The following is a 25573-nucleotide window of genomic DNA, read 5'->3' on the forward strand; positions in this document are numbered from 1 at the left end:
TTTTCCACTCGCTTGCCCGCACGGGTTTGCTCGGCTAAGGCGCGCGGCATAGTCCCGCCTGTGGGCGGACATGCTCTTTTATAAGTTGAAGGTAGCTTCCCATGAAGATCAGCGGCGTGGACATTCGTCCGGGCAATATCATCGAGTACGAAGGCGGCATCTGGAAAGTCGCCAAGATCCAGCACACGCAGCCTGGCAAGGGTGGCGCCTACATGCAGGTCGAAATGAAAAACCTGCAGGATGGCCGCAAGACCAATGTGCGCTTCCGCAGCGCCGACACGGTCGAAAAAGTCCGCCTCGATACCAAGGACTACCAGTTCCTCTATGAAGATGGCGACATGCTGGTCTTCATGGATCAGGAAAGCTACGAACAGATCAACCTGCCGAGCGACCTGTTGGGCGATGCGCGCCCCTTCCTGCAGGACGGCATGCAGGTGAAGCTCGAACTGTGGGAAGAAAAGCCCATCTCGGTCGAGCTGCCGGCGCAGATCGAAGCCGAGATCGTCGAGGCCGACGCCGTGGTGAAGGGGCAAACCGCTTCGTCGAGCTACAAGCCGGCCGTGTTGGATAATGGTGTACGCATCATGGTCCCGCCGCATATCGAAAGCGGAACGCGGATCATCGTCGACGTTTATGAACAAAGCTACGTCGGCAAAGCCGGATAGGCAATATTTCGCCGTCCAGTCCCTGAATACCGACGGCACAAAGTTCGACCGAAGTTGAGATCGGGCAAACCGATCTCGTAGCCGGTTCCACCGAAGTGCTGACCGAATAAGAGAGTTCCCATGGCCGTTTTATCGGGTGTCATCCGCGTAATGGAAAAGGCAGCGCGCAAGGCGGGTGGCCGCCTGCGTCGCGACTTCGGAGAGGTCGAGCACCTTCAGGTCAGCCATAAGGGGCCGGCAGACTTCGTATCGAAGGCGGATCGGATCGCCGAACGCACCATCTACGACGAACTTCTCGCCGCACGGCCGGATTGGGGATTCGTGCTGGAAGAAGCCGGTGTGATCGAAGGGGACGAGAACAAGCCCCGGTGGATTGTCGATCCGCTCGACGGCACCAGCAACTTCCTGCATGGCATTCCGCATTTCGCTATCAGCATCGCCGTCCAGGAACCGAAGCTCGGCGGTGGAGGCTGGGGCGATGTCACGGCTGCAGTCGTCTACAACCCCGTCACCGACGAAACCTTCTGGGCCGAAAAGAGCCGCGGCGCCTGGCTGCATGATGGACGGTTACGGGTGTCTGCGCGTCGCAGTCTTTCCGAAGCCCTGATCGCGACCGGCATCCCCTTTCAAGGTCATGGCAACTTCGGCGAATGGACCAAGATCTTCGGCGCGATCGGTCCTCAGGTTGCAGGTATCCGGCGCTACGGCGCGGCATCGCTTGACCTCGCATGGCTCGCGGCCGGCCGCTTCGACGGCTTCTGGGAAAGCGATCTCAACGACTGGGATACTGCCGCTGGTTGCCTTATCGTTCGTGAAGCAGGCGGCTTCGTTTCCGATTTTCGTGGCCGGTCGGAGCCCATCCATGCGGCTCAGGTTCTCGCCGCTAATGACACATTGCATTCCAAGCTGCACAAGCTCCTCGTAAACGCTCTCAAGGCTTAGAATCACAGGGCGAGCAAGGCGGGGAACCAACCCTGCTAGGCAACGTCTCTTGAGTAACGAAACTCAAGAGGTCGCACATGTTGAAAGTGTTGGGTGTTGCCATGGTTTTTGCAGTGTGTCCCGCACCTGCAATGGCGCAACCTGCCGCTTCGGGAATGCCACGCGGGCCTGCGTTGCATCCTCACGATTTCAATCTGGCCGACTTGGCATCACCCGCCTCGCTGAATCAAGTCAAAGTCACGCCGATGCAGCCCGTTCTGCCTCGCAATGTGGATCTACGCGATTTCAATCCGCCAGCGGTGCAAGTTGAGCTGGCAGACCGCGGGCCGGTACTTTCCGTCGGGGCAATCGGAGCCAGGTTCAAAGATGCCCCGCGACTTGCCCACATCGCCATCGGTATGGATTTCTGATCAGCAATTGTAACGCGGCGCTTGAACAGGCTGCAACTGCAAGCTATCCGCCGCGCTCCCGACCCAGTGCCCCTGTGGCGGAATTGGTAGACGCGCTCGACTCAAAATCGAGTTTCTTCTGAAGTGCCGGTTCGAGTCCGGCCAGGGGTACCAAACTATTCCTTGCTACTCAGAGGATAGTTTGGAAGGCAGGTTATTGGATGATCGGGGTTCCTTCCTACCACGCAATTGCTGCATTGGCCGTGACGACCGCGATGTTCGTGGCTTTCGCGCGTGGCCGGATGTCGGTCGAGATCATCTCTTTGCTCACGATCGCGGTAATCGCGGTTGGACTGTATTTCTTTCCTCTACCTGACACGCAACCTATCGATGGTCTCGGCTTGGCATTTTCCGGCTTCGGCCATTACGCCCTGATTACCATCTGTGCGCTCATGATCATGGGGAGAGGGTTGGTTGTTACCGGCGCTCTCGAACCTGCCGCCAGGTTTCTGGAGCGGCTGTTCAAGGTCAATCTACAACTCGGCCTGCTGTTCTCGCTCGTCGTCACATTCCTGCTGTCGATGGGCATCAATAACACTCCTGTGCTTGTGCTCCTGATGCCGATCTTTGTTCACCTCGCCATGCGGGGTGCGATGGCTGCGTCGAAAACGCTCATCCCACTCAATGCAGCATCGCTTATAGGCGGAATGGCGACGACGATCGGTACATCGACCAACATCCTGGTCGTATCGATCGCGGTGGATCTCGGCATGCCGGAAATGGGTGTCTTCCATTTCACCCCGATCGTGCTGATCGCCGCTGTGGTTGCGCTGCCATTCATATGGATTGTTATGCCGCGCATGCTGGGCGACAACCGTATCGAGACGGTTCATGCCCAGCGCCTGTTCGAAGCCAGACTTCGTGTGACTGAAAATTCCGTGCTCAATGGCCGCGAGCTATCCGAACTGAGTACTCGCTTGCCGGCGGGGATCGAGTTCCACGACGTTCCAGTGGGCCTGCTTCGCCCCCAGCACCGCCTCCGCATGACCGGCACGCACGAAGCGATCGAAGAAGCGATGGCAACCTTGCGCGGAGATGCTGCGCCAAGCTGGGTGATCGATCGTATCCGCCGCAGGTCGGATGAAACCGGGACCGACATCGCCGTGGGCGAAATGATCGTCACGGCGGATTCGCGGCTCATCGGTCGGACGCTTCCGAGCTCGGGTATTGCCGATCTCTATGGGGTCGCGGTCATCGGCACTCATCGCCCTGATCGTCTGGTGGGTGAAAAGGAGCAGTTCTCAGAAGGCGGCGATCTTCGTTTTGCCGAAGGGGACGTGCTGCTGGTCATGGGGCTGGCCGACGACATGCAGCATTTCGCGCGGTCGGACAGTCTGCTCCAGCTCGAGGGGATGCGAGAACTGCCGCGTCGTTCGAAGGCAGTGCTCGCCGCGGGGATAATGGGTGGGTCGATCACGCTGGCGTCGATCGGGCTTGTTCCAATTGCCATTGCATCGCTGGCGGGCGCGATACTCATGTTCGTTACCGGCTGCGTGAAGTTTGATCGGGTGGGGCGCGGGCTATCAGGTAGCGTAATCGTTCTAGTGGCGGCCAGTATTGCGTTGGGCAGGATCATTCTCGAGAGTGGTGCAGCCGACTGGATCGGCGGGGTCATGGCGGCGGGGCTCGATTACCTTTCCCCGGGGGCGGCGCTGGCCGCCATCATGCTGGCAATGACGTTCCTGACCAATTTTGCGTCGAATGCCACGGCGGCCACCGTGGGCACTCCAATAGCTTTTGCTATCGCCAGCAAGCTGGATCTTCCGCCCGAACCCTTGGTGCTGGCTGTGCTGTTCGGGTGCAATTTGTGTTATGCGACGCCTATCGCGTATCAGACCAATATGTTGATCATGGCCGAGGGATCTTATGAATTCAGAGATTACGTGCGCACGGGGGTGCCGCTAGTCCTCATCATGGTTACCGTATTGTCGCTCGCGCTTGTCGTGACCTACGGCCTGTAGAGCGCCCGCTGACCGTTGGTCTTCGGTAATCGTCACTGGACCGGATCAATTGCACTACAGCCCGCGAAACGCGCGCGAGCAAATCGATTGGGGAGAATAAAGGGTATGTCGAAATCAATTTCCACCGGCCTTGCTGCAATTGCAGTGATGCTCGCTTCGCCAGTGAGCGCAAATGATCTGAGAGCAGATCTTGAAGGCGACATGCCCGAACTGATGGAGCTTTACCGGGATCTTCACGCCAACCCGGAACTGAGTTTCGAAGAGCATGAAACAGCGGCCAAGCTGGCCAAGCGTATGCGCGCACTGGGTTTCGAGGTTACCGAGAACGTCGGGAAAACGGGTGTCGTATCGGTAATGAAGAACGGCGAAGGCCCGACTGTCCTCTTACGCGCGGACATGGATGGTCTTCCCGTGGTCGAACAGACGGGTCTGCCGTTTGCTTCCAAAGTAACGGCAACTCCAGCAAGCGGAGTGACCACAGGGGTCATGCATGCGTGTGGGCATGACACGCATATGGCGGGTTTTATCGGCGCTGCGCAGCTGCTGGTGAAGCATAAGGATGAGTGGCAGGGTACTCTCGTCATGGTGTTGCAGCCGGCAGAAGAGATCGGACTTGGCGCGCTCGCGATGATCGAAGACGGCCTGTACACGCGCTTTCCGAAACCTGATTATGCGCTGGCATTCCATGACGCCGCAGCACCTGCCCCTGCCGGCATGATCGGTTATACTCCCGGTTACGCCCTGGCCAATGTGGATAGTGTCGACATCGACGTGAAGGGCGTGGGGGGGCACGGCGCCTATCCGCATACAACGAAGGATCCGATTGTGCTGGCCAGCGCGATTGTCATGAAGTTGCAGACTGTGGTCAGCCGTGACTCTTCACCGCTGGACCCGGCCGTGATCACGGTCGGAAGCTTTCATTCGGGCGCAAAGCACAACATCATAAGTGACGAAGCCAAATTGCAACTGACCGTGCGTAGTTATTCCGATGAAAGCCGTCAGTTGTTGCTGGATGGCATCCGCCGGGTCGCGCGAGGGGAGGCCATTGCAGCCGGTGTGCCTGAGGAATTGATGCCGGAAGTGACCGTGGAAGATCCCTACACCCCCTCCACTTTCAATGATCCCGAGTTCACTGCCGTAGTGGCAAGCAAGTTCACACAAAGGTTCGGCGAAGACCGCGTCATGGAATGGCCCGCAGTCATGGGAGGCGAAGATTTCAGCCAGTTTCGGCGCGCTGCCCCGGAAGATGTCGATTCGATGATCTTCTGGATTAGCGGAACGACCCAGTCGATGCTCGATGCGCTGGAGAGCGAGGGAAAGCCGCTTCCTTCTTTACATTCGCCATTCTGGGCCCCTGACGCTGAGAAAGTGATCGAAACCGGGGCCGAGGCCTTGGCCAGCGCCGCGATCGAACTGATGCCGCGCGCAGGCGCCTGATTTACCCAAAAGTGTGGCCGCCGGAGCGTTGGGGCGCTCCGACGGCCGTATTCTCCTCCCCAGGAGAAAGCGTGTCAGTCTTTAGCCGTCTGAAGGAACATAGGTCCCCAGCCGGTGATGCAGGGCGTTGATCTTCGCCAATTCTTCCCGGTCTTCAGTCTGGCGGGCGTAATGCGTCAGGGCAGTACGCAGGAGGCGAAAATCTGCGGTGGAGAACAGCGCGCGGGCGCGGCCGGGCTCGGTCTTGGGAGTGTCGTCTGTCATGGTCGTCATCCTCTCTCTCCTTACGCTGCAGCGAACTGGTTCATTGTGTTGTCTTCGCCGCCAGCCTTGAGGGCTGCTTCACCGGCAAAGTACTCCTTGTGATCGTCCCCGATGTCGGAGCCGGCCATATTCTGGTGTTTCACACAAGCGATACCCTGGCGGATTTCCTCACGTTGCACGTTCTTGACGTAACCGAGCATCGCCTGTTCACCGAAGTATTCGCGAGCGAGGTTATCAGTGCTGAGAGCCGCTGTGTGATAGGTCGGCAGTGTGATGAGGTGGTGGAAAATACCTGCACGCTTCGCGGCATCTGCCTGGAAGGTGCGTATCTTCTCGTCTGCTTCAGCCGCGAGCTCGGTGCCGTCGTAATCTACACTCATCAGTTTGGCGCGATCGAACGCCGAAACGTCCTTTCCAGCTTCTGCCCACGCATCGTAGACCTGCTGACGGAAATTCAGTGTCCAATTGAAGCTGGGCGAATTGTTATAAACCAGCTTGGCGTTAGGAACGACCTCGCGGACACGATCCACCATACCAGCAATCTGCTCGACATGCGGCTTTTCCGTTTCGATCCATAACAGGTCGGCCCCGTTCTGAAGCGCCGTGATGCAATCGAGCACGCAGCGATCCTCACCCGTGCCCGACAGGAATCGGTACAGGTTCGAGGGCAGGCGTTTGGGCGCCAATAGCTTGCCGTCGCGGCTGATGAAGACCTGGCCATTGGTAATGCTTGCCGGATCGACCTCGTCGCAATCGAGAAAGCTGTTGTACTGATCGCCAATGTCGCCGGGTTCGGTCGAATAGGCGATTTGCTTGGTCAGACCGGCACCGAGGCTGTCCGTACGGGCGACAATGATGCCATCGGGAACGCCGAGTTCCAGAAATGCGTAGCGAATGGCGCGGATTTTCTGAAGGAAATCCTCGTGCGGCACAGTCACCTTGCCGTCCTGGTGGCCACACTGTTTTTCATCCGAAACCTGATTTTCGATCTGGAGAGCGCAGGCACCGGCCTCGATCATCTTCTTCGCAAGAAGGTAGGTTGCCTCGGCATTGCCGAACCCCGCGTCGATATCGGCGATGATCGGGACGACATGCGTCTGATGCTCGTCGATCGCTTTCAGAAGGCGATGGGTGTTGACCGCATCTCCTGCTTCCTTCGCCGCGTCGAGTTCGCGGAACAGACCGCCGAGTTCGCGTGCATCCGCCTGTTTCAAGAAGGTGTAGAGTTCTTCGATCAGCGCAGGGACGCTGGTCTTTTCGTGCATCGATTGATCTGGAAGCGGTCCGAATTCGCTACGCAGCGCGGCGACCATCCACCCGGACAGGTAGAGGTAACGGCGTTTAGTGCTGCCGAAGTGCTTCTTGATCGAAATCATCTTCTGCTGAGCGATGAAGCCGTGCCACGTGCCGAGCGACTGCGTGTAGTTCGCAGGATCCTGATCATACGCATCCATGTCTTCGCGCATGATCCGCGCAGTGTAGCGCGCAATGTCGAGCCCGGTGCGGAAACGGTTTTGAACGACCATGCGCGCAGCGCTTTGAGCATCGATCGCAGCCCATGGCGCACCGTTTGCTGCGATGGTTTCGTTCATTTCATTGATCCGGGCCGAGTAGGTCACGGGAGTGCTCCTTGTCGCTATAGGCTTGATCGCCTGTCGATGCTTCTGGCTGGCCGTAGCGGTGAACGATAGGGAAATTTACAGAATAACTTGTCATATCGCGCCGTGGATCGCTAGTCTGTATGTAAATATGTGAAGAAAGTTACAGATGGTTGAAGCAGCTCTTTTCGCCGGTCCCGCCCTTCGCAGGCTTCGCAAGCGGGAAAGCCTGACCCAAGCCGCAGCCGCCGCACGCCTGGGCATTTCCCCTAGCTACCTGAACTTGATCGAGCGCAACCAGCGCCCGATCAGCGCGCGCGTTATGGTGCAACTGGTCGAGCAATTCGACTTCGACCCAAGGTCACTTCGCGAAGATGAAGCTATTGGCGGAATCGAAGGACTGGCTCGCCGCCTTGCCGATGAACGTTTCGCCGATCTAGGAATAGACCGGGAAGAGGCGCATGAATTCCTCGCCTCGGCCCCTCAAGTCGCTGCCGCTTTCGCTCGCCTGTACGACAGCGCAGGACCGATCGGATCAGTCGCGAACGATCCTCTGGCAGCATCGCGACGCGAGGTGGAGCGGTGGCGCAATCATTTTTCAGACCTCGATACGGCGGCAGAGGAGCTGGCGGATGAACTGCGCTTGTCGCGGGGGGATATCGGTGTGGCTCTCACCGAACGTTTGCGCGAGCGCCATCAGCTTTCTGTCAGGATCCTACCCCGCGATGTGATGCCCGACAGCCTCCGCCGCCTCGATCTCCACGCACGGCAGGTTCAGCTGTCGGAAATGCTGAGTATTCCTTCCCGAAACTTTCAGCTCGCTCTGCAAATCGCCAATCTTGAATTTGCCGATTTGGTCGACTCCGTTGCCAAGGGTGCCAAGTTTGAAGAGGAAACCGCACGTGCGTTGTTCGCGCGCCATCTCAACGGGTACTTCGCCGCAGCTTTGCTGATGCCCTACAGTCGGTTCCTGCGCGCTTGCGAGGCGACCGGATATGACCTTACTCTTCTTGAAAGGCGCTTTGGCGTCAGCTTCGAGCAGCTCGCCCATCGGCTGACCACGCTTCAGCGGGTTGGGCAACGTGGCCTGCCTTTCTTCATGGTGCGGCTCGACCGTGCTGGGCAGTTTTCCAAGACCTTTGCGGGGGCCAGTACTGCGCGCTTCATCGATTCTGCCGTAAGCTGCCCCCTGTGGCATGCGCATCGGGCTTTCAATCGAGCGGGCGAATTGCAAGTCCAGCTGGTGGCCCCCGATAATACCGGTGACCGTGATGGTGGCTGGCTGACCATGGCCCGAACGGTTGAGGGAAGCGGAGCGCCCGGCGATGCACAATTTGTCGTTGCGATCGGGGTGGAGGCTGTACTGGCCGAAGACCTGGCGCAAGCTCGCGGAGTTTCGCTGCGGTCCGATAATGCACAGCCCATTGGCCCGGGTTGCGCTGCATGCCATCGCATCCGCTGCAGTCAGCGCTCGCTTCCTCCCGTTGGGCGCAAGCTTATCTTCGACAGATCGAGGCGAGGTATCACACCATTCGAGCTAGAAGACGTTAACCAATAATCGTTCGCCTCGGCGGAACTCAGGCCCGAGAGGGCGCGTTTTCGGTGCATAGATAGATCTGAGGGAAATATGGCTATGACCGAAGAACGCATTACGGAAACCACCGATTCAGCCGGCAATACCCATACCACGCATACGGTTGTATCCGACGGGGCCAATCGCAGCAGTGGCACGAATTGGGCCATTATCCTGTTAGTGCTAGTCGTGGCGATCGTCGGCATTTTCTTCCTGTCGCAAATGAATAACGCCGAGGTCGCAAAGGACAATGCGATTGCCGGTGCTGCCGATCAGGTCGGTAATGCCGCTGGGCAAGTGGGGGAAGCTGCGCAAAATGCCGGAAATGCGGTTGAGGACGCGGTGGCTAACTGAAGCCATTTCAGTGCGCTTGATAGCGCCACGCTTATTGCCAGTGTAAAATTTACCGACGGTTCACTCTATGTTTGCTAGTCAGGAATTCCGACACTAGCCAATTGCGAGCCGGCCCCGGATGATCCGCCTGTTCAAACACTACATTTCATACAATGTTGTGTTGCTATCAGTAATAGATCTGGTTTTGCTCTTCATAGCAGGCGAAGGTGCATGGCGGCTGCGCGTAACGCAGATATCTGTCGATGCCGGGCTGCTCGCAGAGCGCATTCCGGAACTGGTAGGCTTTGCCGGTGTGGTATGGCTGGCCATGATTGCGGTCGGGACCTACGGCCCGGAAGCGCTACGCTCCATACGCTTTGCCACTGCACGTTTGCTCGTCGCCGTCAGCCTTGGCGTGCTCGCGATCGCGTTGATGAACTTCGTTCTGCCAGGGTCGGCACTTTGGCGCTCGGTCCTGTTGTATGCCATGGGCATCGCTATACTGCTGCTTGTTGCCAATCGCATATTGGCTGGCCGCATGTTGGGTGCCGACGCTTTCCGTCGAACGATCCTCGTGCTGGGTTCGGGCAAGCGAGCGGAACGGCTGCTGCGCCTCTCGCAGAGGCAGGACAGCGGGTTTGCTGTTGGTGCATTCGTGGCAATGGGCGATAGCGCCAGCACGATCGAAACCGCGGTCCCGCGTGAATCCATATCCGATCTCGGAAAATTCATTCGTCGGGTCGGTGCGACCGAAGTAGTGCTCGCGCTGGAAGAGCGGCGCAATTCCCTGCCGCTCAAGGACTTGTTGCGGGTCAAGACCAACGGTGTCTACGTAAACGATTTCTCGAGCTTTCTCGAACGAGAACTGGGCCGCGTCGACCTGGACACGCTTAATCCAAGTTGGCTGATTTTCTCGGATGGATTCTCCGCTGGCCAGAGGCTTTCCAGCATTGGGAAGCGCTTTTTCGACATCGTCGTCAGCCTGATGATACTTACGATCGGCGTTCCCTTGATCGCTATCTTTTCCGTTCTGATAAAACTTGAAACGAAGGGGCCTGCGTTTTTTCGCCAGACCCGTGTCGGTCTTTACGGCCAGAATTTCACACTCGTTAAATTGCGTTCGATGCGTACCGATGCGGAAGCGGCAGGGGCGAAGTGGGCCGAGAAGGATGATTCACGCATAACCCGCATCGGACGTCTCATCCGCAAGGTTCGCATCGATGAACTGCCGCAGGTATGGAGTGTGCTCAAAGGGGAGATGAGCTTCGTCGGGCCTCGGCCCGAAGTGCCCGCATTCGTAAGCGATCTGGAACGTGAGCTTCCCTATTACGCCGAACGACATGTTGTAAAACCTGGGATAACCGGGTGGGCGCAGATCAATTATCCTTACGGTGCAAGCATCGAAGATGCGCGGCATAAGCTTGAATACGATCTCTACTACGCCAAGAACTACACGCCTTTTCTCGATCTCCTCATCCTCTTGCAGACAGCTCGTGTAATCCTGTGGCCGGATGGCGCCAGATGACCACCTGGATCGCAAGTCTGGCCTATGTCGGATATACGGTGGGCGCGATAAGCTGCGCTCTCTCGGCGCTGTGGATTGGCAGCAGGGGCGATGCACGCCGAACTGATCGCACACCCGCTGTCGTGGCCTTGGCGTTGACTGCCAACTGGTGCTTTGCAGCAGCAAGCTTTGGACCAACTCGGCCGATCGTGGAATTGAGCGAGGTCGCGCGTAATCTGGCGTGGCTGTTCATGTTATACCGGCTTTTCGCCAATGATGGCCGCGATGAAACGCTGCGATTGGTGCGCCCGACAGCAATCGCGCTCGTACTCGTCGAAATTTTGCAAATAGCATTGCTCTTGATCGCTCGACAGAATGTGCCCGGCACTGACCTTGTTGCGATCTTCGACACCGCGTCCCTGTTTCGCATTCTGGTTTGCGTTGGCGCGTTGGTATTGCTCCATAATCTCTATGTTGGCGCCGCAATATCCTCTCGGCAAATCCTGCGCTGGAATGTGGCGTCACTCGCGTGGTTTTGGGTTTTCGATCTCAACTATTTCACGATCGCTTATGTGACGGGCGCTGTGCCACTCGAACTGGATGCACTCCGCGGATTGGCCGCTGCAATTTGTGCAGTTCCCTTTGCGATGGGGTTCAATCGCAATGCATCCGGCTTGGAATTCCGACCATCACGGGCAGTCACCTTCCGGTTTCTCTCTCTCATGGTGATCGCTGCCTATCTGATCGTGATGGTCGCGCTTGCACGATCTTTCGATATTTTTACGGGCGATCTCGCCCGTATGACGCAAGTGGGGCTCATTATAGCAGCCGGCGCACTCGCACTGATCTGGCTGCCGTCTGCCCGGCTGCGTGGATGGTTGAGAGTGACCGCGGTCAAGCATCTGTTCAAGCATCGGTACGATTATCGCACAGAGTGGATCAGGTTCACGCATACGATTGGTGCGACCGGCGTCGATAATTCGACACTGCAAGAGCGTTTGATCAAGGCTCTTGCAGACATCACCGACAGTCAAGCCGGCATTCTGCTCACCCCGGATGATGACGGTACACTACAACTTGCCGCGAACTGGCAATGGTCCGAGATCAAGCTGCCGGTACAAGCTGCTCCTGCCGAGCTTGGTGAACTTCTCGAACGAAATGAGCTGATTGTCGCGCTGGATGAGCTGCGCGAAAATGTCGACCATTGTGGCGAACAGGTTCTGATACCGGAGTGGTTGCGCGAGGATAGGCAAGCTTGGGCAATCGTCCCACTGCTCCATTTCGATCGCCTCGTTGGACTCGCGATATTGTCCCGACCATTGGTAGAGCGAAAGCTCGACTGGGAGGATTTCGATCTGCTCAAGGTCGTGGGCCGGCAGCTTGCCAGCTATCTTGCCGAACAATCCGGTCAGGCTGCATTGCTGGAGGCGGGGAGGTTCGACGAATTCAACCGACGCATTGCTTTCGTCATGCACGACATCAAGAATTTATCGAGCCAGATGGCGCTGCTTTTGCGAAACGCCGAAAAACACGCCGAAAATCCTGAATTCCGAAAAGATATGCTCGTCACCTTGCGGAGTAGTGCGGACAAACTCAATGCGTTGCTCGCCAGGTTGGGGAAATACACCCGACCCGAAACCGGCGCGAGCGAGGTTCTGGAACTTTCCAAAACTGTAGAGCGGCTCGCCGATCAATTCGGGCAGATCCATCCCGTAACAGTACTTCGGTCGGAAACCGCTAGGGTCGAAGGTAATTCGAAGGCTCTGGAGCAGGCTCTCAACCACCTGATCCAGAATGCGATCGAGGCCAGTGATACCGATGCCCCGATCATGCTGGCTGCATACTCCGATGGAATCGCGGGCTTGATCCTTATTGCAGACAACGGTCACGGTATGTCGCCAAATTTTCTCCGCAGCGGCCTTTTCAAGCCGTTCGTTTCGTCAAAAGCCGGGGGCTTCGGAATTGGTGCCTTCGAAGCACGCGAACTTGTTCGTGCCATGGGAGGCCGATTGGATGTGGAATCCCGCGAGGGCCTAGGCACGCGCTTTACAATAAGTCTGCCGCTTCTTTCTGCGGCGAAATTATTCGATCGCGCCGATGTTCGCGAACGCGAGGTGGCATGATGGCGCAGTCCAAGCCCAAACTTCTGATCGTCGAGGACGATGAAGGACTTCAGGCCCAACTCAAATGGGCATACGAAGATTTCGATGTTGTCATTGTCGGTACGCGCGAAGCGGCGATCGACGCGCTGAGGACGGAAGAGCCAGCAGTAGTGACTCTCGATCTCGGGTTGCCGCCGGATGCAGACGGCACAAGCGAGGGCTTTGCCGTCCTCGAGGCGATCATGGCGTTGAAGCCGGACACTAAAGTCATCGTTGCGTCGGGGCATGGGGCGCGTGAAAGCGCTCTGCGCGCTGTCGATCGAGGGGCTTATGACTTCTATCAGAAGCCCGTAGACATCGACACGCTGGGGCTGATCGTCCAGCGCGCATACCGCTTGTATCAGCTTGAGACCGAGAACCGGCGACTGGCTCAACAGGTTGGCGAAGACCGGACGGTACTGGGGGCTATGGTTACTGCAGCCCCGGAGATGGCCAAAGTCGCACGGACGATAGAGCGGGTCGCACCCACCAATGTTTCGGTCATGCTCCTTGGCGCCAGTGGTACGGGCAAAGAGCTTCTGGCGAGGGGCGTGCATGATTGCAGCGAGCGCCGACATGGCGCGTTCGTCGCAATCAATTGCGCCGCCATCCCGGAAACCCTTTTGGAAAGCGAGTTGTTCGGCCATGAAAAGGGCGCGTTCACCGGGGCAGTCAAGACCACTGAAGGCAAGATCGAGCTTGCTCACGGTGGCACGCTGTTCCTCGACGAGGTCGGCGATATCCCGCTGCCTCTTCAGGTGAAGTTGTTACGGTTTCTGCAGGAGCGGAACATCGAACGTCTTGGTGGTCGAAAAACGATCCCCGTCGACACGAGGATCGTGTGTGCCACCCACCAGAACCTTGAAACCATGATTTCGGATGGAACATTCCGAGAAGACTTGTTCTACCGCCTTGCGGAGATGGTGATCAAGGTGCCCACGCTTGCAGAGCGGACGGGCGATGCCATCCTGCTGGCCAAATATTTCCTGGCCCGGTTTGCCGACGAGATGAACCTCAAGGTCAAGGGCTTTGCGCCGGATGCACTTGCGGCAATCGACAATTGGAGCTGGCCTGGAAACGTCCGCGAGCTCGAGAACCGCGTTAAGCGGGCGGTGATCATGGCCGATGCCAAATTGGTATCAGTCGAGGATCTGGATCTGGACCAGGCCGGTAATGATGGCGCAGACATCACCCTCAATATCAAAGCCGCGCGCGAGCAGGCGGATCGTCGGCTGATCCGGCAAGCGCTCGCGCGGAGCGAGGGGAATATTTCCAGCACCGCAAAGTTGCTCGGTATCAGCCGCCCGACGCTGTACGACCTGCTCAAGCAGTATGACCTGCAGACTTAGCCTCAGGGCTTTCTCGCTGTTAGCGTTGACCTGTCTTGAGCTGGGAGCTTGCGGGCAACCGCAGGATACCCAGTCAGAGGTCGATAAAGCGCGGGTGGAATTGGCCAACGGCAACCCTGGCATCGCCAGAATTCACCTCGACCATGCGCTCGCTGCCGGTGTTCCCCGGCGAGAGGTTTCGCTCGACTTTGCGGAAGCTGCATTGGGGGAAGGAGACTTCGCGGGCGCGCGAAACTGGCTTGAAGGGGAGGATTTTCCCGCAGGGGCCGCCGCAGAGCGCCATTTGCTGCTGGGACGCATCGAGATGGCCGAGGGCAATTTAGCCGCGGCAGCGCGAGCATTCGACAGTTCCTACGAGGCAGACCCGGCGAATGCTGAACTTTGGGTCGAAATCGGGCGGCTGCGCTATCGTCGCGGCGAGCAGGTGCAGGCTTCACAGGCGGTAGAGCGCGCATTGGAACTGGATCCCGAGAACGGCGGAGCGCTACGATTTCGTGGCCAGCTGATCCGCGATGCCCGAGGTATGCGATCGGGCGTTCGCTTCCTGCGCGATGCCGTCGAGCGGCAGCCTGACGACGTTACTTTGCGCGTCGAGCTTGCGGCTACTCTTGGGGATGTGGGGGAAGCGGCAGAGGCGCTTCGAGTTCTGCGCGGGGGCGACGGCAGCGCGGTTGGTACAGCGCAGGGGCTTTTCATCCAGGCAGTCATCGCGGCGCGGGGCGGAAATTTCCGATTGGCGCGCGACCTTCTTGGACGGTCCAGCCTCGTCGAAAGGAGGGTCCCGTCAGCGCAAATCCTATCGGCCATCATCGATTTGCAGGAGGAGAACTATGCGAGTGCGGTGAGGGCTCTGGATCGAATTTATGGCGGGGGGCAGGCGGATAACCGGAGGGTTCGGGATTTGCTGGCTTACGCGCTGTCGCGCAGTGGCGGGGAGCAGGAGCTGGTTTCGCGGTTTGCGGAGACTGCTGCGGGGAACGGCGGGTCTGCGTATCTGCGGACGCTGATCGGGCGGGCCTACGAAGCGCTGGGCGACCGGGATACGGCCGCCGAATTCCTTGATCTGGCGGCGGTATCGCAAGGCGGCATGGTGGTACTTCCTGCTGTAAATACAAACAGTTCGAACGAGGGAGGCGGGGTCGAGACGCGCAATTTCGTGCGGACGGCGATTGCTCGTGGAGACCCGGCGGCGGGTGTGGCGAAGGCGCGGGATTTCGCGCGCCGGTTTCCCGGTTCGGCCGATGCGTTTTCGATCCTGGGCGACGCGGAACTGGCATCGGGTAATCGGGCGGCTGCGCGCACGGCCTATGAGCGATCTGCCGAAATCAGACGCGGATGGGTGCTGATCATACGTTTGATCGGGGTACAGAACACCCCGGCAGATGCTCGGCGTATGATCGAGACATATGTGCAGGGTAACCCGATGAACGGTGAGGCCGCCGCCATGCTGGCCGATGCCCTGGCAGCGGAAGGGAAATGGGCGAGGGCGGTGCCGCTGCTGGATCATGCCATGCAATCCGGCATGGGGCGCGTGCCCTGGGTGCTGGCCGCGCGCAGTGTGGCGGCGCGGGAACTGGGCGATCAGGAAGAGGCACTGGCCTTCGCCCTGGCAGCGCACGAATTGCAGCCGATGAACCCCTATGCAATTTCCGCGCTCATCGCGGTTCTGCCAGAGAACGACCCGAAGCGAATTGAACTTGAAGCGAAGTTGAGGTCCGTGACAGCGATCTGAACCTCTCGACACCCGCCCCACGGCGCGGCAGAGGGCGGTCCATGAGTTTCAGAACAGTCCTGTCGGACCCCATGCTGCGCATGCTGGTCACCGCCATTGCGCTTGCCGCCCTGCTGCCTGCGACAGGCGACGCCCGGGGAGTAGCCCAGGCGGTGGCGAATGCCGCGATCTTCGTCCTGTTTCTGCTGAACGGAATGCGGATAGCACGCGGCGACATCGTGGCCGGTGTCGCCAACTGGCGGTTCCTGCTGCCCCTGATCTTGTGGGTCTTCGGCGCGATGGCGGTGATCGGACTGGCACTGTCTTCGCTAGCGAGTGCCTGGCTCGCGCCATCCGTGGCGCTGGGTTTCCTGTATCTGGGCGTACTGCCGTCCACCGTCCAGTCAGCGACATCCTATAGCTCGCTGGCAGGGGGCAATGTCGCGCTGTCGGTGGTGGCCGCGGCGCTGCTCAACATCCTTGGTGTGTTCGTGACGGTCCCTGTCTTTCTCGCGCTGGGCGGGAGCGGCAGCGGGGATGTGGGGATCGACGCTTTCGTCAAGATCATGCTGCTGCTGGTGCTGCCCTTCGCCATCGGGCAGTTACTGCAAAGCCGGACGGTCGCGTTCACCAACAGGCACAAGGGAAAGATCGTGTGGGTCGATCGCTTCGTGATTTCGGCAGCGATCTACGTGGCGTTTTCGGGTGCGGTAGAGCAGGGTATCTGGACGCGGGTAGATGCGCTCGACTGGCTGGGTATCGCAGGGCTGGTCGCAACGTTTCTGTTCGTCGCGAACATCGGGGCATGGCTGACGGGCAAAGCTCTTGGCCTTGCGCGCCCGGATAGCATTTCATTCCTGTTTGCCGGCGCGCAGAAGAGCGCTGCAGTGGGCGCGCCATTGGCCACCATTCTGTTCCCTGCCGACCAGGCGGGATTCATCGTGGTGGCGCTGCTGCTCTATCACCTGTTCCAGCTGGTGGTGGCAGCGCCGATCGCTAGTCGGCTGGCGGCGTCATCGCATCTTCGGGATGGCGGCGATTGTGCCGCACCGACCACGCGAAGCTGAGCCCGATAAGAACGGCGCCCAGCAGTCCGGTGATCGTTTCCGGAATATGGTAGCGGGCCGACAGCAGCATGATGATCCCGAGCACGATGATCGCCCAGAACGCGCCGTGTTCAAGGTAGCGATATTGGGCCAGCGTGCCGGTGCGCACCAGATGGATCGTCATCGAACGGACGAACATTGCCCCGACAGACAGGCCCAGAGCGATGATGATCATGTTGTTCGACAGTGCGAAGGCGCCGATCACGCCGTCGAAGCTGAAGCTGGCGTCGAGGACTTCCAGATAGAGGAAACCGCCGAGGCCTGATTTGACGATTTCGCCCGTGGCCTTCTTGGCCGCTTCGCGTTCCTCGATCAGGGCCGCGATGGCGTGCACGGCAATGAAGGTCACGAGACCGAGGATGGCAGCGGTGAGGAAGGTAATGGCATCGGCCGGCGCGAGCATGGTCGAGACCGTGTAGACCAGCACGAGCACGAGCCCGATTTCGATCGCGGGAACATTGGAGAATTTGTTGATCGTTTTTTCGACCGCCGCGATCCAGTGCACTTCCTTGTCGTTGTCGAAGAAGAAGGTCATCCCCACCATCGCCAGGAAGGCGCCGCCGAAACCGGCAATGCCGATGTGCGCATCGGACACGATGCGTTCGTATTCGGCGGGATTGTTGAGGGACAGGGAAACCGCCTCGAGAGGTCCGACCTTTGCCGCGATGGCGACGATCGCAATGGGAAAGACGATGCGCATGCCGAAGACCGCGATCAGGATCCCGATGGTCAGGAAGCGCTGCTGCCAGACCGGATCCATATCGCGCAGCACGGTGGCATTGACGACAGCATTATCGAAGCTGAGCGAAACTTCGAGGATCGAGAGGACAAGGACGATCCACAGAATGCCGAGGGTGGCGGTGATCGATCCGGTGCTCGCCCAGCCATACCATGCAGCCAGCGCAAAGCAGACCGCGGTAAAGGCGAAGGAGAACGCGTAGTATTTGCGCATGGTTTCCATGGGAGATGCTCGGTTGGTCAGCCTTTAGGCTGATAGGTTTGATCGGAGGTCGGGAAACTGCGCGCACGCACTTCTTCGGCGTATTTCACCACCGTGCGTTCGATGACGCCGGCGATGTCTTCATACTTCTTCACGAAGCGGGGGACGCGATCGAACATGCCCAGCATGTCTTCGGTCACGAGGACCTGCCCATCGCATTGGGCAGAAGCGCCGATGCCGATGGTAGGGCAGGAGACCGTCTTCGTCGCTTCTATCGCGATCGGTTCGAGCACGCCTTCCAGAACGATGGCGAAGGCCCCTGCCTTGTCGAGCGCCTGGGCATCGCCAACGATCTTCGTCGCTTCCGCATCGTCGCGGCCGCGCGCGCCGTAGCCACCGAGCACATTGACCGCCTGTGGGGTGAGGCCGACATGGCCCATGACGGGAATTCCCCGCTGATTGAGGAAGGCCACGGTTTCGGCCATCTGTTCGCCGCCTTCGAGCTTGACCGCGGCTGCGCCGGACTGCTTGAGCAGGAATGTGGCGCTTTCGAACGCCTGCTGGGGCGACTGTTCGTACGAGCCGAATGGCATGTCGACCACGACAACCGAATGATAGCTGCCCCGCACGACGGCCGCGGCATGATTGGCCATCATGTCGAGCGTGACGGGGATGGTGGTGGGCAGGCCGTAGATGACCTGCGCCAGAGAATCGCCCACCAGCAGGATATCGCAATGCGCATCAAGCAGTTGCGCCTGGCGCGCGGTGTAGGCCGTGAGCATCACCAGCGGTTCACGCGTTTCCCCGTCCGCCTTGTGCGCCCGGATCTTGGGCACGGTAAGCCGTTTCATCGGCTGCGGTGTGGGATTGGCACGGCTGGTGCTGGTATCGAGCTGGAAGGTTGTAGACATGGTCGCTCCAGTAGCAATCGCGTGGACGATGGCAAAGCGAAGCTTGGAATTCCACGGTATTCCGTGTCTAAGGGCGCAAATTTCATGCGCGCGGCAGCAATAGTCGCGATCCGGGAGGTGTAAAAACGATGGTCGCAACCACCACTTCGACAAGCGAAGGCTGGTCCTCGCGTTCGGCATTCATCCTTGCTGCGGTAGGGGCTGCAGTGGGGTTGGGGAACATCTGGCGCTTCCCCACACTTGCCGGGGAAAGTGGCGGCGGCGCCTTCGTAATCTTCTATATCGCCTGCGTGTTCCTGCTGGGTCTGCCGCTGGTCCTGTCCGAAGTCTTCATCGGCAAGGCGGGACAGACGGACGCCGTGGGATCGATCCGGCGCGTTGCCGCACAGTCCAAAGCATCGCCAAGCTGGGCGATTTTCGGCGGCGTGGGCGCGCTGGCGGCGTTCCTGATCGTTTCGTTTTATTCCGTGGTGGCGGGCTGGGTGCTCTATTACGCGGGCATCATGGGCGGCGATCTGGTCCAGGCCATTCTGGCCGGTGACCCCTTCAGAGGCGCGCTGGCCGGTGAAAGCCAGGATCAGATTCAGCAGCGGCTGAGCGACATGTTCGCCAGCCCCGGTCTGCTGCTGGGCGTCCACTTCGTCTTCATGGGACTGACGCTCTATATCGTCGCGCGCGGTGTGAGTTCGGGTATCGAGAAGGCGGCGACCTATCTGATGCCCATGTTCTTCGTCCTGCTGGTCGGGCTGGTGCTGTATGGCGCCATCGAAGGCGACATCGGCCAGGCCGCTGCATTCCTGTTCACGCCGGACTGGTCGAAGCTGACCCCGCAGGTCATGAATTCCGCCCTGGGGCAGGCCCTGTTCTCGCTGTCGCTGGGGGTTGCCGGGCTGATAACCTACGGATCTTATATCAAGGAAGGCAGTGGCCTTGGCCCGACATCGGCCCTGATCGCGGTTGCCGATACCTGCGTGGCTCTGCTGGCCGGCCTGATGATCTTCCCGATCGTGTTCGCTGTGGGCCTCGATCCCGCAGCGGGGCCGACGCTGGTGTTCCAGACTTTGCCCTTCGCATTCCAGACCATGCCGGGCGGCGCCCTGTTCGGTTTCCTGTTTTTCGTCCTCATCCTGGTGGCGGCGGTAACCAGTTCGATTTCGCTGCTGGAAGTGCCGACGGCCTGGGGCATCGGCGAGCGTGGCTGGAGCCGCCCGAAATCGGCGCTAATCTTCGGCGGCGGTGCCTTCCTGATGGGGATAGCCTGCCTGCTGGGTTACAATGTGTGGGCCGATGTGCGCCCGCTGGGCTTCTGGAGCCTGTTCGCGGATACCGATATCCTGGACACGGTCGATGGGTTTACCGGCAAGGTGATGCTGCCGGTCGGCGCGCTGCTGACATCGATCTTCATCGGGTGGAAAGCGGACAAGAACCTGCTGCTGACCACGACGGGACTGACCCCGCTGGCCTTCGGCATTTGGCGTTTCCTGATCGCGTGGCTGTGCCCGCTCGCGGTCGCCATCATCCTTGCAACCGGCCTGTTTCCCTCAATTCTGGGTACTTGATACGAATTCGGCTTTTCGGGCGAGGAATTAGCATTTAATTGCCGTAGTCCGGCTGGCGGAGCAGGGTAGTCCTGCGGCGGGCCTGTGGGGGGCCATAGGCCGCATGATTTTCGACAGAGTAAAACCGCTCGACGCCATTCTGGCCGCAGCGGAGAAGAAGTCGCTGAGCCGGTCGCTTGGCTGGTTCCAGCTCACCCTGATGGGCATCGGTTGCGTTATCGGCACAGGCATTTTCGTGCTGACCGCCGTCGGGGCACAAAAGGCCGGGCCCGGCCTGATGATCGCCTTCGCCATAGCCGGCGGCGTCTGCATCGTCGCCGCGCTCTGCTATGCCGAAATTGCCGCGATGATACCGGTCGCCGGATCGGCCTATACCTACAGTTACGCCACCATAGGTGAATTCTTCGCCTGGACGGTGGGCTGGGCGCTGATCATGGAATACGCCATCGCCGCATCGGCGGTGTCGGTAGGCTGGTCGGGCTATTTCTCGGGGACCGTGCTGGGCGGACTGGGGATTCATCTGCCCGCCTGGTTGAGCGCAGGGCCGCTGGCTCTGGGCGGGGCCGCAGGCGGGTTCATCAACCTTCCTGCGCTGGTGATCGCGCTGCTGGTGACGGGCCTGCTGGTCATCGGCACGAGCGAAAGCGCCAAGGTCAATGCCGTCCTCGTCATCGTGAAGGTTACGGCGCTGACCGCGTTCGTGGCGATAACGCTGACGAGTTCGGAATTCGAAGCGTCGCATTTCAACCCGTTCCTGCCGGCCGGAGTCTTCGGCGGTTGGGGCACCGGGGTGGGCGCAGTCGGTGCGGCGGCGACCATGTTCTTCGCCTATGTCGGTTTCGATGCGGTTTCGACCGCAGCGGAGGAAACCAAGAACCCGCAGCGCAACGTGCCCATCGGACTGGTCGGATCGCTGCTGTTCTGCACGATCTTCTACATCCTCGTCGCCGCAGGTGCCATCGGGACTATCGGCGGGCAGCCAATCATGGATGCGATGGGCATTCCGCTGGAAGCGGGATCGCCCGAACTGGCGCGCCAGTGTGCGATGCCGCAATATGCCGATGCGCTGGTCTGTTCGAACGAACCGCTGGCCCATGTGCTCAAGATGCTGGGCTTTTCCGGCTTCGGCAATGCGATCGGGCTGGCAGCCTTCCTGGCGCTGCCTTCGGTCATCCTGGTGCTGATTTTCGGGCAGACGCGCATCTTCTTCGTGATGAGCCGGGACGGACTGCTGCCCGAACGGCTGAGCCGGGTGCACCCACGGTTCAAGACGCCGCATGTCGTGACCATCATCACCGGTCTTGCCGTGGCCATCGGGGCGGCATTCTTCCCGGTCGGTCAGCTGGCGGATATCTCGAACGCGGGTACGCTCTATGCCTTCCTGATGGTGGCAGTGGCCGTGATGGTGCTGCGCGTGAGGGATCCGGGGCGCAAGCGGCACTTCAAGGTGCCCATGGTGTGGGTCATCGCGCCGCTGACGATCATCGGCTGCGTGCTGCTGTTCTTCAACCTGCCGAGTGCCGCCATGCTGTTCCTGCCGGGGTGGGGGATTATCGGCGTGGTGATCTATGTGCTCTATTCGCGCAGGCGCAGCCATCTGGGGCAGGGCATCGTCGAAGTGGTTGACGATGTTGCCGGAGACGAGACGATGGTGCCGATCGAGCCTGGCAGGAAGAACGACTGATACAGGAAGGGGCGCCCGATGAGGCGCCCCTTTTCGATTCGAGAGACGGTCGGATCAGATATCGACCGTGTCGACGTGGCGTTTTTCCGCTTCGTCGTGGACCGTCATGCCCAATGCCATCTTCGCGGTATTCAGGAGGCCGATGTCGCCGTCCCAGATTTCGGCATCGCCCAGATCCATGCGCAGGAACAGGATATCGGGATCGGTCTTGCCGCCATCGTACCAGGCTTCGATGAAATTATTCCAGAACTGGTCGAACCGCTCCTGACTGGTTTCCTTCACCAGCGTGCCGTTGAAGCGGGCAAACATGTCGTGGCCCTTTCCTTCGAAGGTCGCGGTGGCGGAACCCAGTTTCGCAAAGTCGCTCTTGGTGTGGGTGAAGAACCAGATCGAACTGTTGGCATCCTTGTCGAGCTGCGGGCTCATCGGCACCGCAGTGGAGCTGTCGTTCGTGAGCTGGAGGAACAGAAATGGGCTGTCTGCCAGCGACTTCCAGAACTTCTTCTTGAGGTCTTCCGGATTTCCTTCGGCGTGTTTCATTGATCGACTCCTCGTGAGATTTGTCTTCATGCAATGATCGACACGTCTGTTCGGTCCCGCGGGTGAATGCAGCGAAAACGGAGAGGGGGGCGAATTATATCAAACGATATTTGCAACGGGATGTGTTGAACATATATAGAACAAATGGCCTCTGCCTCCACCCTTCAGAAGCTCGAAATTCTCGCGGATGCGGCGAAATACGATGCATCCTGCGCATCTTCGGGAACGTCGAAACGCAATTCGGTCGGCGGGAAGGGGATCGGGTCGACGGAGGGGATGGGCATTTGTCACGCCTACGCGCCGGACGGCCGCTGCATCAGTCTGCTGAAAATCCTGCTGACCAATTACTGCGTGTTCGATTGCCATTACTGTATCAATCGCAAGAGTTCGAACGTCGCGCGCGCCCGGTTCACGCCGCAGGAAGTGGTGGATCTGACACTGGCGTTCTATCGGCGTAATTATATCGAGGGGCTGTTTCTTTCGTCAGGCATCGTCAAAAGCTCCAATCATACGATGGAGCAGCTGGTCGAAGTGGCGCGCATCCTTCGCGAAGAACATGATTTTCGCGGTTATATCCATCTCAAGACCATCCCCGAAGCAGATGCGGAAATCGTGCATCAGGCCGGGCTGTATGCCGATCGCGTCTCGATCAATGTGGAACTGCCGACCGATAGCGGCTTGACCCGCCTCGCGCCGGACAAGAATTCCGGACAGATCGAAGGGGCGATGGGCAAGGTGACCAGCGACATCGCCGAGCTGAAAGATGCGCGCAAGAAATTCAAACATGCGCCGCGTTTTGCCCCCGCGGGGCAATCCACGCAGATGATCGTTGGCGCGGACACGGCGACGGACAGCGATATCGTGGGTAAGGCGAGCCGACTCTACGACAGTTTCAAACTGCGTCGCGTATATTACAGTGCGTTTTCTCCCATTCCCGATGCGAGCGCGGTTCTCCCGTTGAAGCGGCCGCCATTGATCCGCGAACACAGGCTATATCAATCGGACTGGTTGATGCGGTTTTACGGCTACAAGCCGGCCGAGGTGATGCAGGCGACAGAAGCAGACGGAAACCTGCCGCTGGATATCGATCCCAAGCTTGCCTGGGCGCTCAAGTTTCGGGAGCAGTTCCCCGTAGATGTAAATCGCGCCACGAAGGAGCAATTGCTGCGCGTGCCTGGCCTGGGCGTAAAAGCGGTTCACAAGATCCTTGCCAGTCGCAGACACCGGACATTGCGGCTCGACGATGTGGCGCGGCTCACGCTGTCCATCACCAAGGTTCGACCGTTCATCTGCACCGTGGATTGGCGTCCTTTAATGCTGACGGACCGGGCAGACCTGCGCACGATGCTCGCGCCCAAGACCGAACAGCTGGAGCTGTTTTCGGCATGACCATGCTCCAGGCCGCGCACGCAGACAGTTTCCATGTGGTGCATCTGCCGGCAGCGGATGATTTCGATTTCTGGCGCGATTGTGCGCGAGCACTGATCCAGGCTCGGGTTCCGCCCGATCGTATTTCCTGGATCGAACCAGGAGGGAGCGGCGACCTTTTCGCGCAAGGTGAGCATGGTGTTCCTGCGCCGACTTCAGGTGCTCCGCCTGTACGCGCCAACCGTCGGTTCGTGAATCTGGCAAGAAATGCCGCGCTTCATTCCGATCCGGAGCGGTTCGCGCTGATGTACCGGCTGTTATGGCGGTTGCAGGCAAATCCCGGGATGATGGAGGACAAGGCTGACGACGATGTCCGCAAGGTCGAGGAGCTCGACAAGAATGTTCGGCGCGACAGTCACAAGATGCATGCATTTGTGCGGTTTCGCCTAGTCGAAGCGGGTGAGGCAGAAGGCGGTGATCGATACGTCGCCTGGTTCGAGCCTGACCATCATATTCTGCGCGCCAATGCGGGTTTCTTCATGCGCAGGTTTGCCAATATGCGCTGGTCCATCCTTACGCCTCGCGGAAGCCTTCACTGGGACGGCGAAACCATGACCGAGGGGCCGGCGGCAGAGCGCTCCGATGCTCCGCAAGGCGATCCCATGGAGGATTTATGGCGCACTTATTACGCGTCCATCTTCAATCCGGCGCGTCTCAAGATCGGCGCGATGCTGAAAGAAATGCCGAAGAAATACTGGAAGAACATGCCTGAAGCGGCGCTAATTCCCGAGCTCGTCGCAGGGGCCCAATCCCGTGAGGCGAAAATGGTCGAGAAGGGAGCGCTGGAATTCGACGAGCGGCCGGAGACTTTAGCCGCGATCGACAAGGCTATATCAGCCTGTCGCAAATGCCCGATCGGATTGCTGGATAATCACGCCGTCATGGGCGAAGGGCCGCAGGACGCTGCCTTGATGATTGTGGGCGAACAGCCGGGCGATCAGGAGGATATCAAAGGCCGACCTTTCGTCGGCCCAGCGGGACAATTGCTCGACGATCATCTGCAAACGGCGGGGATCGATCGCAACGCGGCTTACGTCACCAACGCCGTAAAGCATTTCAAATATGTTCAGCGCGGAAAACGGCGCATTCACCAGAGCCCGGCGGCAAAGGAAATCGATACGTGTCGGTGGTGGATGGAAAGCGAAAGAGCGATCGTTCAGCCGAAACTGGTGCTGGCGATGGGGGCCAGTGCAGCACGGGGCATGCTCGGTAAAACGGTCAGTATTTCCAAGGCTCGGGGCGCACCGATCCAGCTAGAGGACGGCAGTGAGTTGTGGGTGACAGCGCACCCATCCTATCTGCTGCGTCTTGATGGGGCCGCCAGGGATGAACAGGTGCGCTTGTTCGACAACGACCTGCGGGCGGTGCGACAACGTCTCGAGGAAATCGCTCAGCGAGCGTGACCCGCATCCACCACGCCGGTTCTGTGCAAGCATCGTTAGGTGAGGAACAATTTGCCGCGACCACAGCTACTTAGA

Annotated in this window: 20 protein-coding genes and 1 tRNA gene; 16 read left to right on the plus strand and 5 right to left on the minus strand. The window is 59.3% G+C overall.

Translation table 11 applies throughout. The features are described from left to right. Positions 1-101: 101 nt before the first annotated feature. The 5 genes from efp to ACIGGE_RS12630 all read left to right on the plus strand — a co-directional run bounded on the left by efp (position 102) and on the right by ACIGGE_RS12630 (position 5454). Positions 102-665 (plus strand): elongation factor P, encoded by a 564-nt coding sequence (gene efp / locus ACIGGE_RS12610; RefSeq protein ID WP_103023344.1) that lies wholly within the window; start codon positions 102-104, stop codon positions 663-665. Between the two features lie 120 nt (positions 666-785). Then, positions 786-1607, plus strand: a complete 822-nt coding sequence (locus tag ACIGGE_RS12615) for an inositol monophosphatase family protein (protein WP_397490617.1) — start codon at positions 786-788, stop codon at positions 1605-1607. Between the two features lie 478 nt (positions 1608-2085). Beyond that, positions 2086-2170 (plus strand) — tRNA-Leu (locus tag ACIGGE_RS12620). 47 nt (positions 2171-2217) lie between these two features. Further along, positions 2218-4017, plus strand: coding sequence for an SLC13 family permease (locus tag ACIGGE_RS12625; RefSeq protein WP_397490618.1), 1800 nt, complete (start codon positions 2218-2220; stop codon positions 4015-4017). 105 nt (positions 4018-4122) lie between these two features. After that, positions 4123-5454 (plus strand): amidohydrolase, encoded by a 1332-nt coding sequence (locus tag ACIGGE_RS12630; protein ID WP_397490620.1) that lies wholly within the window; start codon positions 4123-4125, stop codon positions 5452-5454. An 81-nt stretch (positions 5455-5535) separates the two neighbouring features. On the opposite strand, the gene ACIGGE_RS12635 is transcribed toward ACIGGE_RS12630, so the two are convergent. Both ACIGGE_RS12635 and ACIGGE_RS12640 read right to left on the minus strand, forming a co-directional pair. Beyond that, positions 5536-5727, minus strand: a complete 192-nt coding sequence (locus ACIGGE_RS12635) for a hypothetical protein (protein ID WP_369828415.1) — start codon at positions 5725-5727, stop codon at positions 5536-5538. 11 nt (positions 5728-5738) lie between these two features. Next, on the minus strand, positions 5739-7337 hold the full coding sequence (locus ACIGGE_RS12640; RefSeq protein ID WP_397490621.1) for an isocitrate lyase: 1599 nt from the start codon (positions 7335-7337) through the stop codon (positions 5739-5741). Positions 7338-7485: 148 nt separating this feature from the next. Between ACIGGE_RS12640 and ACIGGE_RS12645 the strand changes: the two genes are divergently transcribed. The 7 genes from ACIGGE_RS12645 to ACIGGE_RS12675 all read left to right on the plus strand — a co-directional run bounded on the left by ACIGGE_RS12645 (position 7486) and on the right by ACIGGE_RS12675 (position 16994). Then, positions 7486-8874, plus strand: coding sequence for a short-chain fatty acyl-CoA regulator family protein (locus ACIGGE_RS12645; RefSeq protein WP_397490622.1), 1389 nt, complete (start codon positions 7486-7488; stop codon positions 8872-8874). Between the two features lie 75 nt (positions 8875-8949). Then, positions 8950-9243 (plus strand): hypothetical protein, encoded by a 294-nt coding sequence (locus tag ACIGGE_RS12650; protein ID WP_397490624.1) that lies wholly within the window; start codon positions 8950-8952, stop codon positions 9241-9243. 118 nt (positions 9244-9361) lie between these two features. After that, positions 9362-10747, plus strand: coding sequence for a TIGR03013 family XrtA/PEP-CTERM system glycosyltransferase (locus ACIGGE_RS12655; protein ID WP_397490625.1), 1386 nt, complete (start codon positions 9362-9364; stop codon positions 10745-10747). Beyond that, positions 10744-12849 (plus strand): XrtA/PEP-CTERM system histidine kinase PrsK, encoded by a 2106-nt coding sequence (gene prsK / locus ACIGGE_RS12660; protein WP_397490626.1) that lies wholly within the window; start codon positions 10744-10746, stop codon positions 12847-12849. Before ACIGGE_RS12655 ends, prsK begins: the two co-directional genes overlap by 4 nt. Further along, complete coding sequence (gene prsR, locus ACIGGE_RS12665) at positions 12849-14216, plus strand: PEP-CTERM-box response regulator transcription factor (protein ID WP_397490768.1); 1368 nt, start codon at positions 12849-12851, stop codon at positions 14214-14216. The genes prsK and prsR overlap by 1 nt, the downstream gene beginning before the upstream one ends. Before the next feature lie 100 nt (positions 14217-14316). Beyond that, entirely contained in the window at positions 14317-15948 is a 1632-nt protein-coding gene (locus ACIGGE_RS12670) for a tetratricopeptide repeat protein (protein WP_397490627.1), read from the plus strand. 41 nt (positions 15949-15989) lie between these two features. Next, positions 15990-16994: a bile acid:sodium symporter family protein gene (locus tag ACIGGE_RS12675; protein WP_397490628.1), complete on the plus strand. Its 1005-nt coding sequence runs from the start codon at positions 15990-15992 to the stop codon at positions 16992-16994. On the opposite strand, the gene ACIGGE_RS12680 is transcribed toward ACIGGE_RS12675, so the two are convergent. Together ACIGGE_RS12680 and panB are read right to left on the minus strand one after the other, a co-directional pair. Beyond that, positions 16924-17994, minus strand: coding sequence for a DUF475 domain-containing protein (locus ACIGGE_RS12680; protein WP_103023353.1), 1071 nt, complete (start codon positions 17992-17994; stop codon positions 16924-16926). The genes ACIGGE_RS12675 and ACIGGE_RS12680 overlap by 71 nt on opposite strands. 17 nt (positions 17995-18011) lie before the next feature. Then, on the minus strand, positions 18012-18884 hold the full coding sequence (gene panB / locus ACIGGE_RS12685) for a 3-methyl-2-oxobutanoate hydroxymethyltransferase (RefSeq protein ID WP_103023354.1): 873 nt from the start codon (positions 18882-18884) through the stop codon (positions 18012-18014). Between the two features lie 128 nt (positions 18885-19012). Between panB and ACIGGE_RS12690 the strand changes: the two genes are divergently transcribed. Together ACIGGE_RS12690 and ACIGGE_RS12695 are read left to right on the plus strand one after the other, a co-directional pair. Continuing rightward, on the plus strand, positions 19013-20443 hold the full coding sequence (locus tag ACIGGE_RS12690) for a sodium-dependent transporter (RefSeq protein ID WP_397490629.1): 1431 nt from the start codon (positions 19013-19015) through the stop codon (positions 20441-20443). 103 nt (positions 20444-20546) lie between these two features. Next, complete coding sequence (locus ACIGGE_RS12695) at positions 20547-22127, plus strand: amino acid permease (RefSeq protein ID WP_397490630.1); 1581 nt, start codon at positions 20547-20549, stop codon at positions 22125-22127. A gap of 54 nt (positions 22128-22181) precedes the next feature. On the opposite strand, the gene ACIGGE_RS12700 is transcribed toward ACIGGE_RS12695, so the two are convergent. After that, positions 22182-22667: a pyridoxamine 5'-phosphate oxidase family protein gene (locus ACIGGE_RS12700; protein ID WP_196846261.1), complete on the minus strand. Its 486-nt coding sequence runs from the start codon at positions 22665-22667 to the stop codon at positions 22182-22184. Positions 22668-22811: 144 nt separating this feature from the next. Here ACIGGE_RS12700 and ACIGGE_RS12705 point away from each other — a divergent pair, with 144 nt between their 5' ends. Then, complete coding sequence (locus ACIGGE_RS12705) at positions 22812-24056, plus strand: putative DNA modification/repair radical SAM protein (RefSeq protein ID WP_397490631.1); 1245 nt, start codon at positions 22812-22814, stop codon at positions 24054-24056. After that, positions 24053-25498, plus strand: coding sequence for a UdgX family uracil-DNA binding protein (locus tag ACIGGE_RS12710; protein ID WP_397490632.1), 1446 nt, complete (start codon positions 24053-24055; stop codon positions 25496-25498). Before ACIGGE_RS12705 ends, ACIGGE_RS12710 begins: the two co-directional genes overlap by 4 nt. Positions 25499-25573 lie beyond the last annotated feature (75 nt).

It is taken from the genome of Qipengyuania sp. NPDC077410 (genome assembly GCF_044543405.1).
Taxonomy (GTDB): domain Bacteria; phylum Pseudomonadota; class Alphaproteobacteria; order Sphingomonadales; family Sphingomonadaceae; genus Qipengyuania; species Qipengyuania pacifica.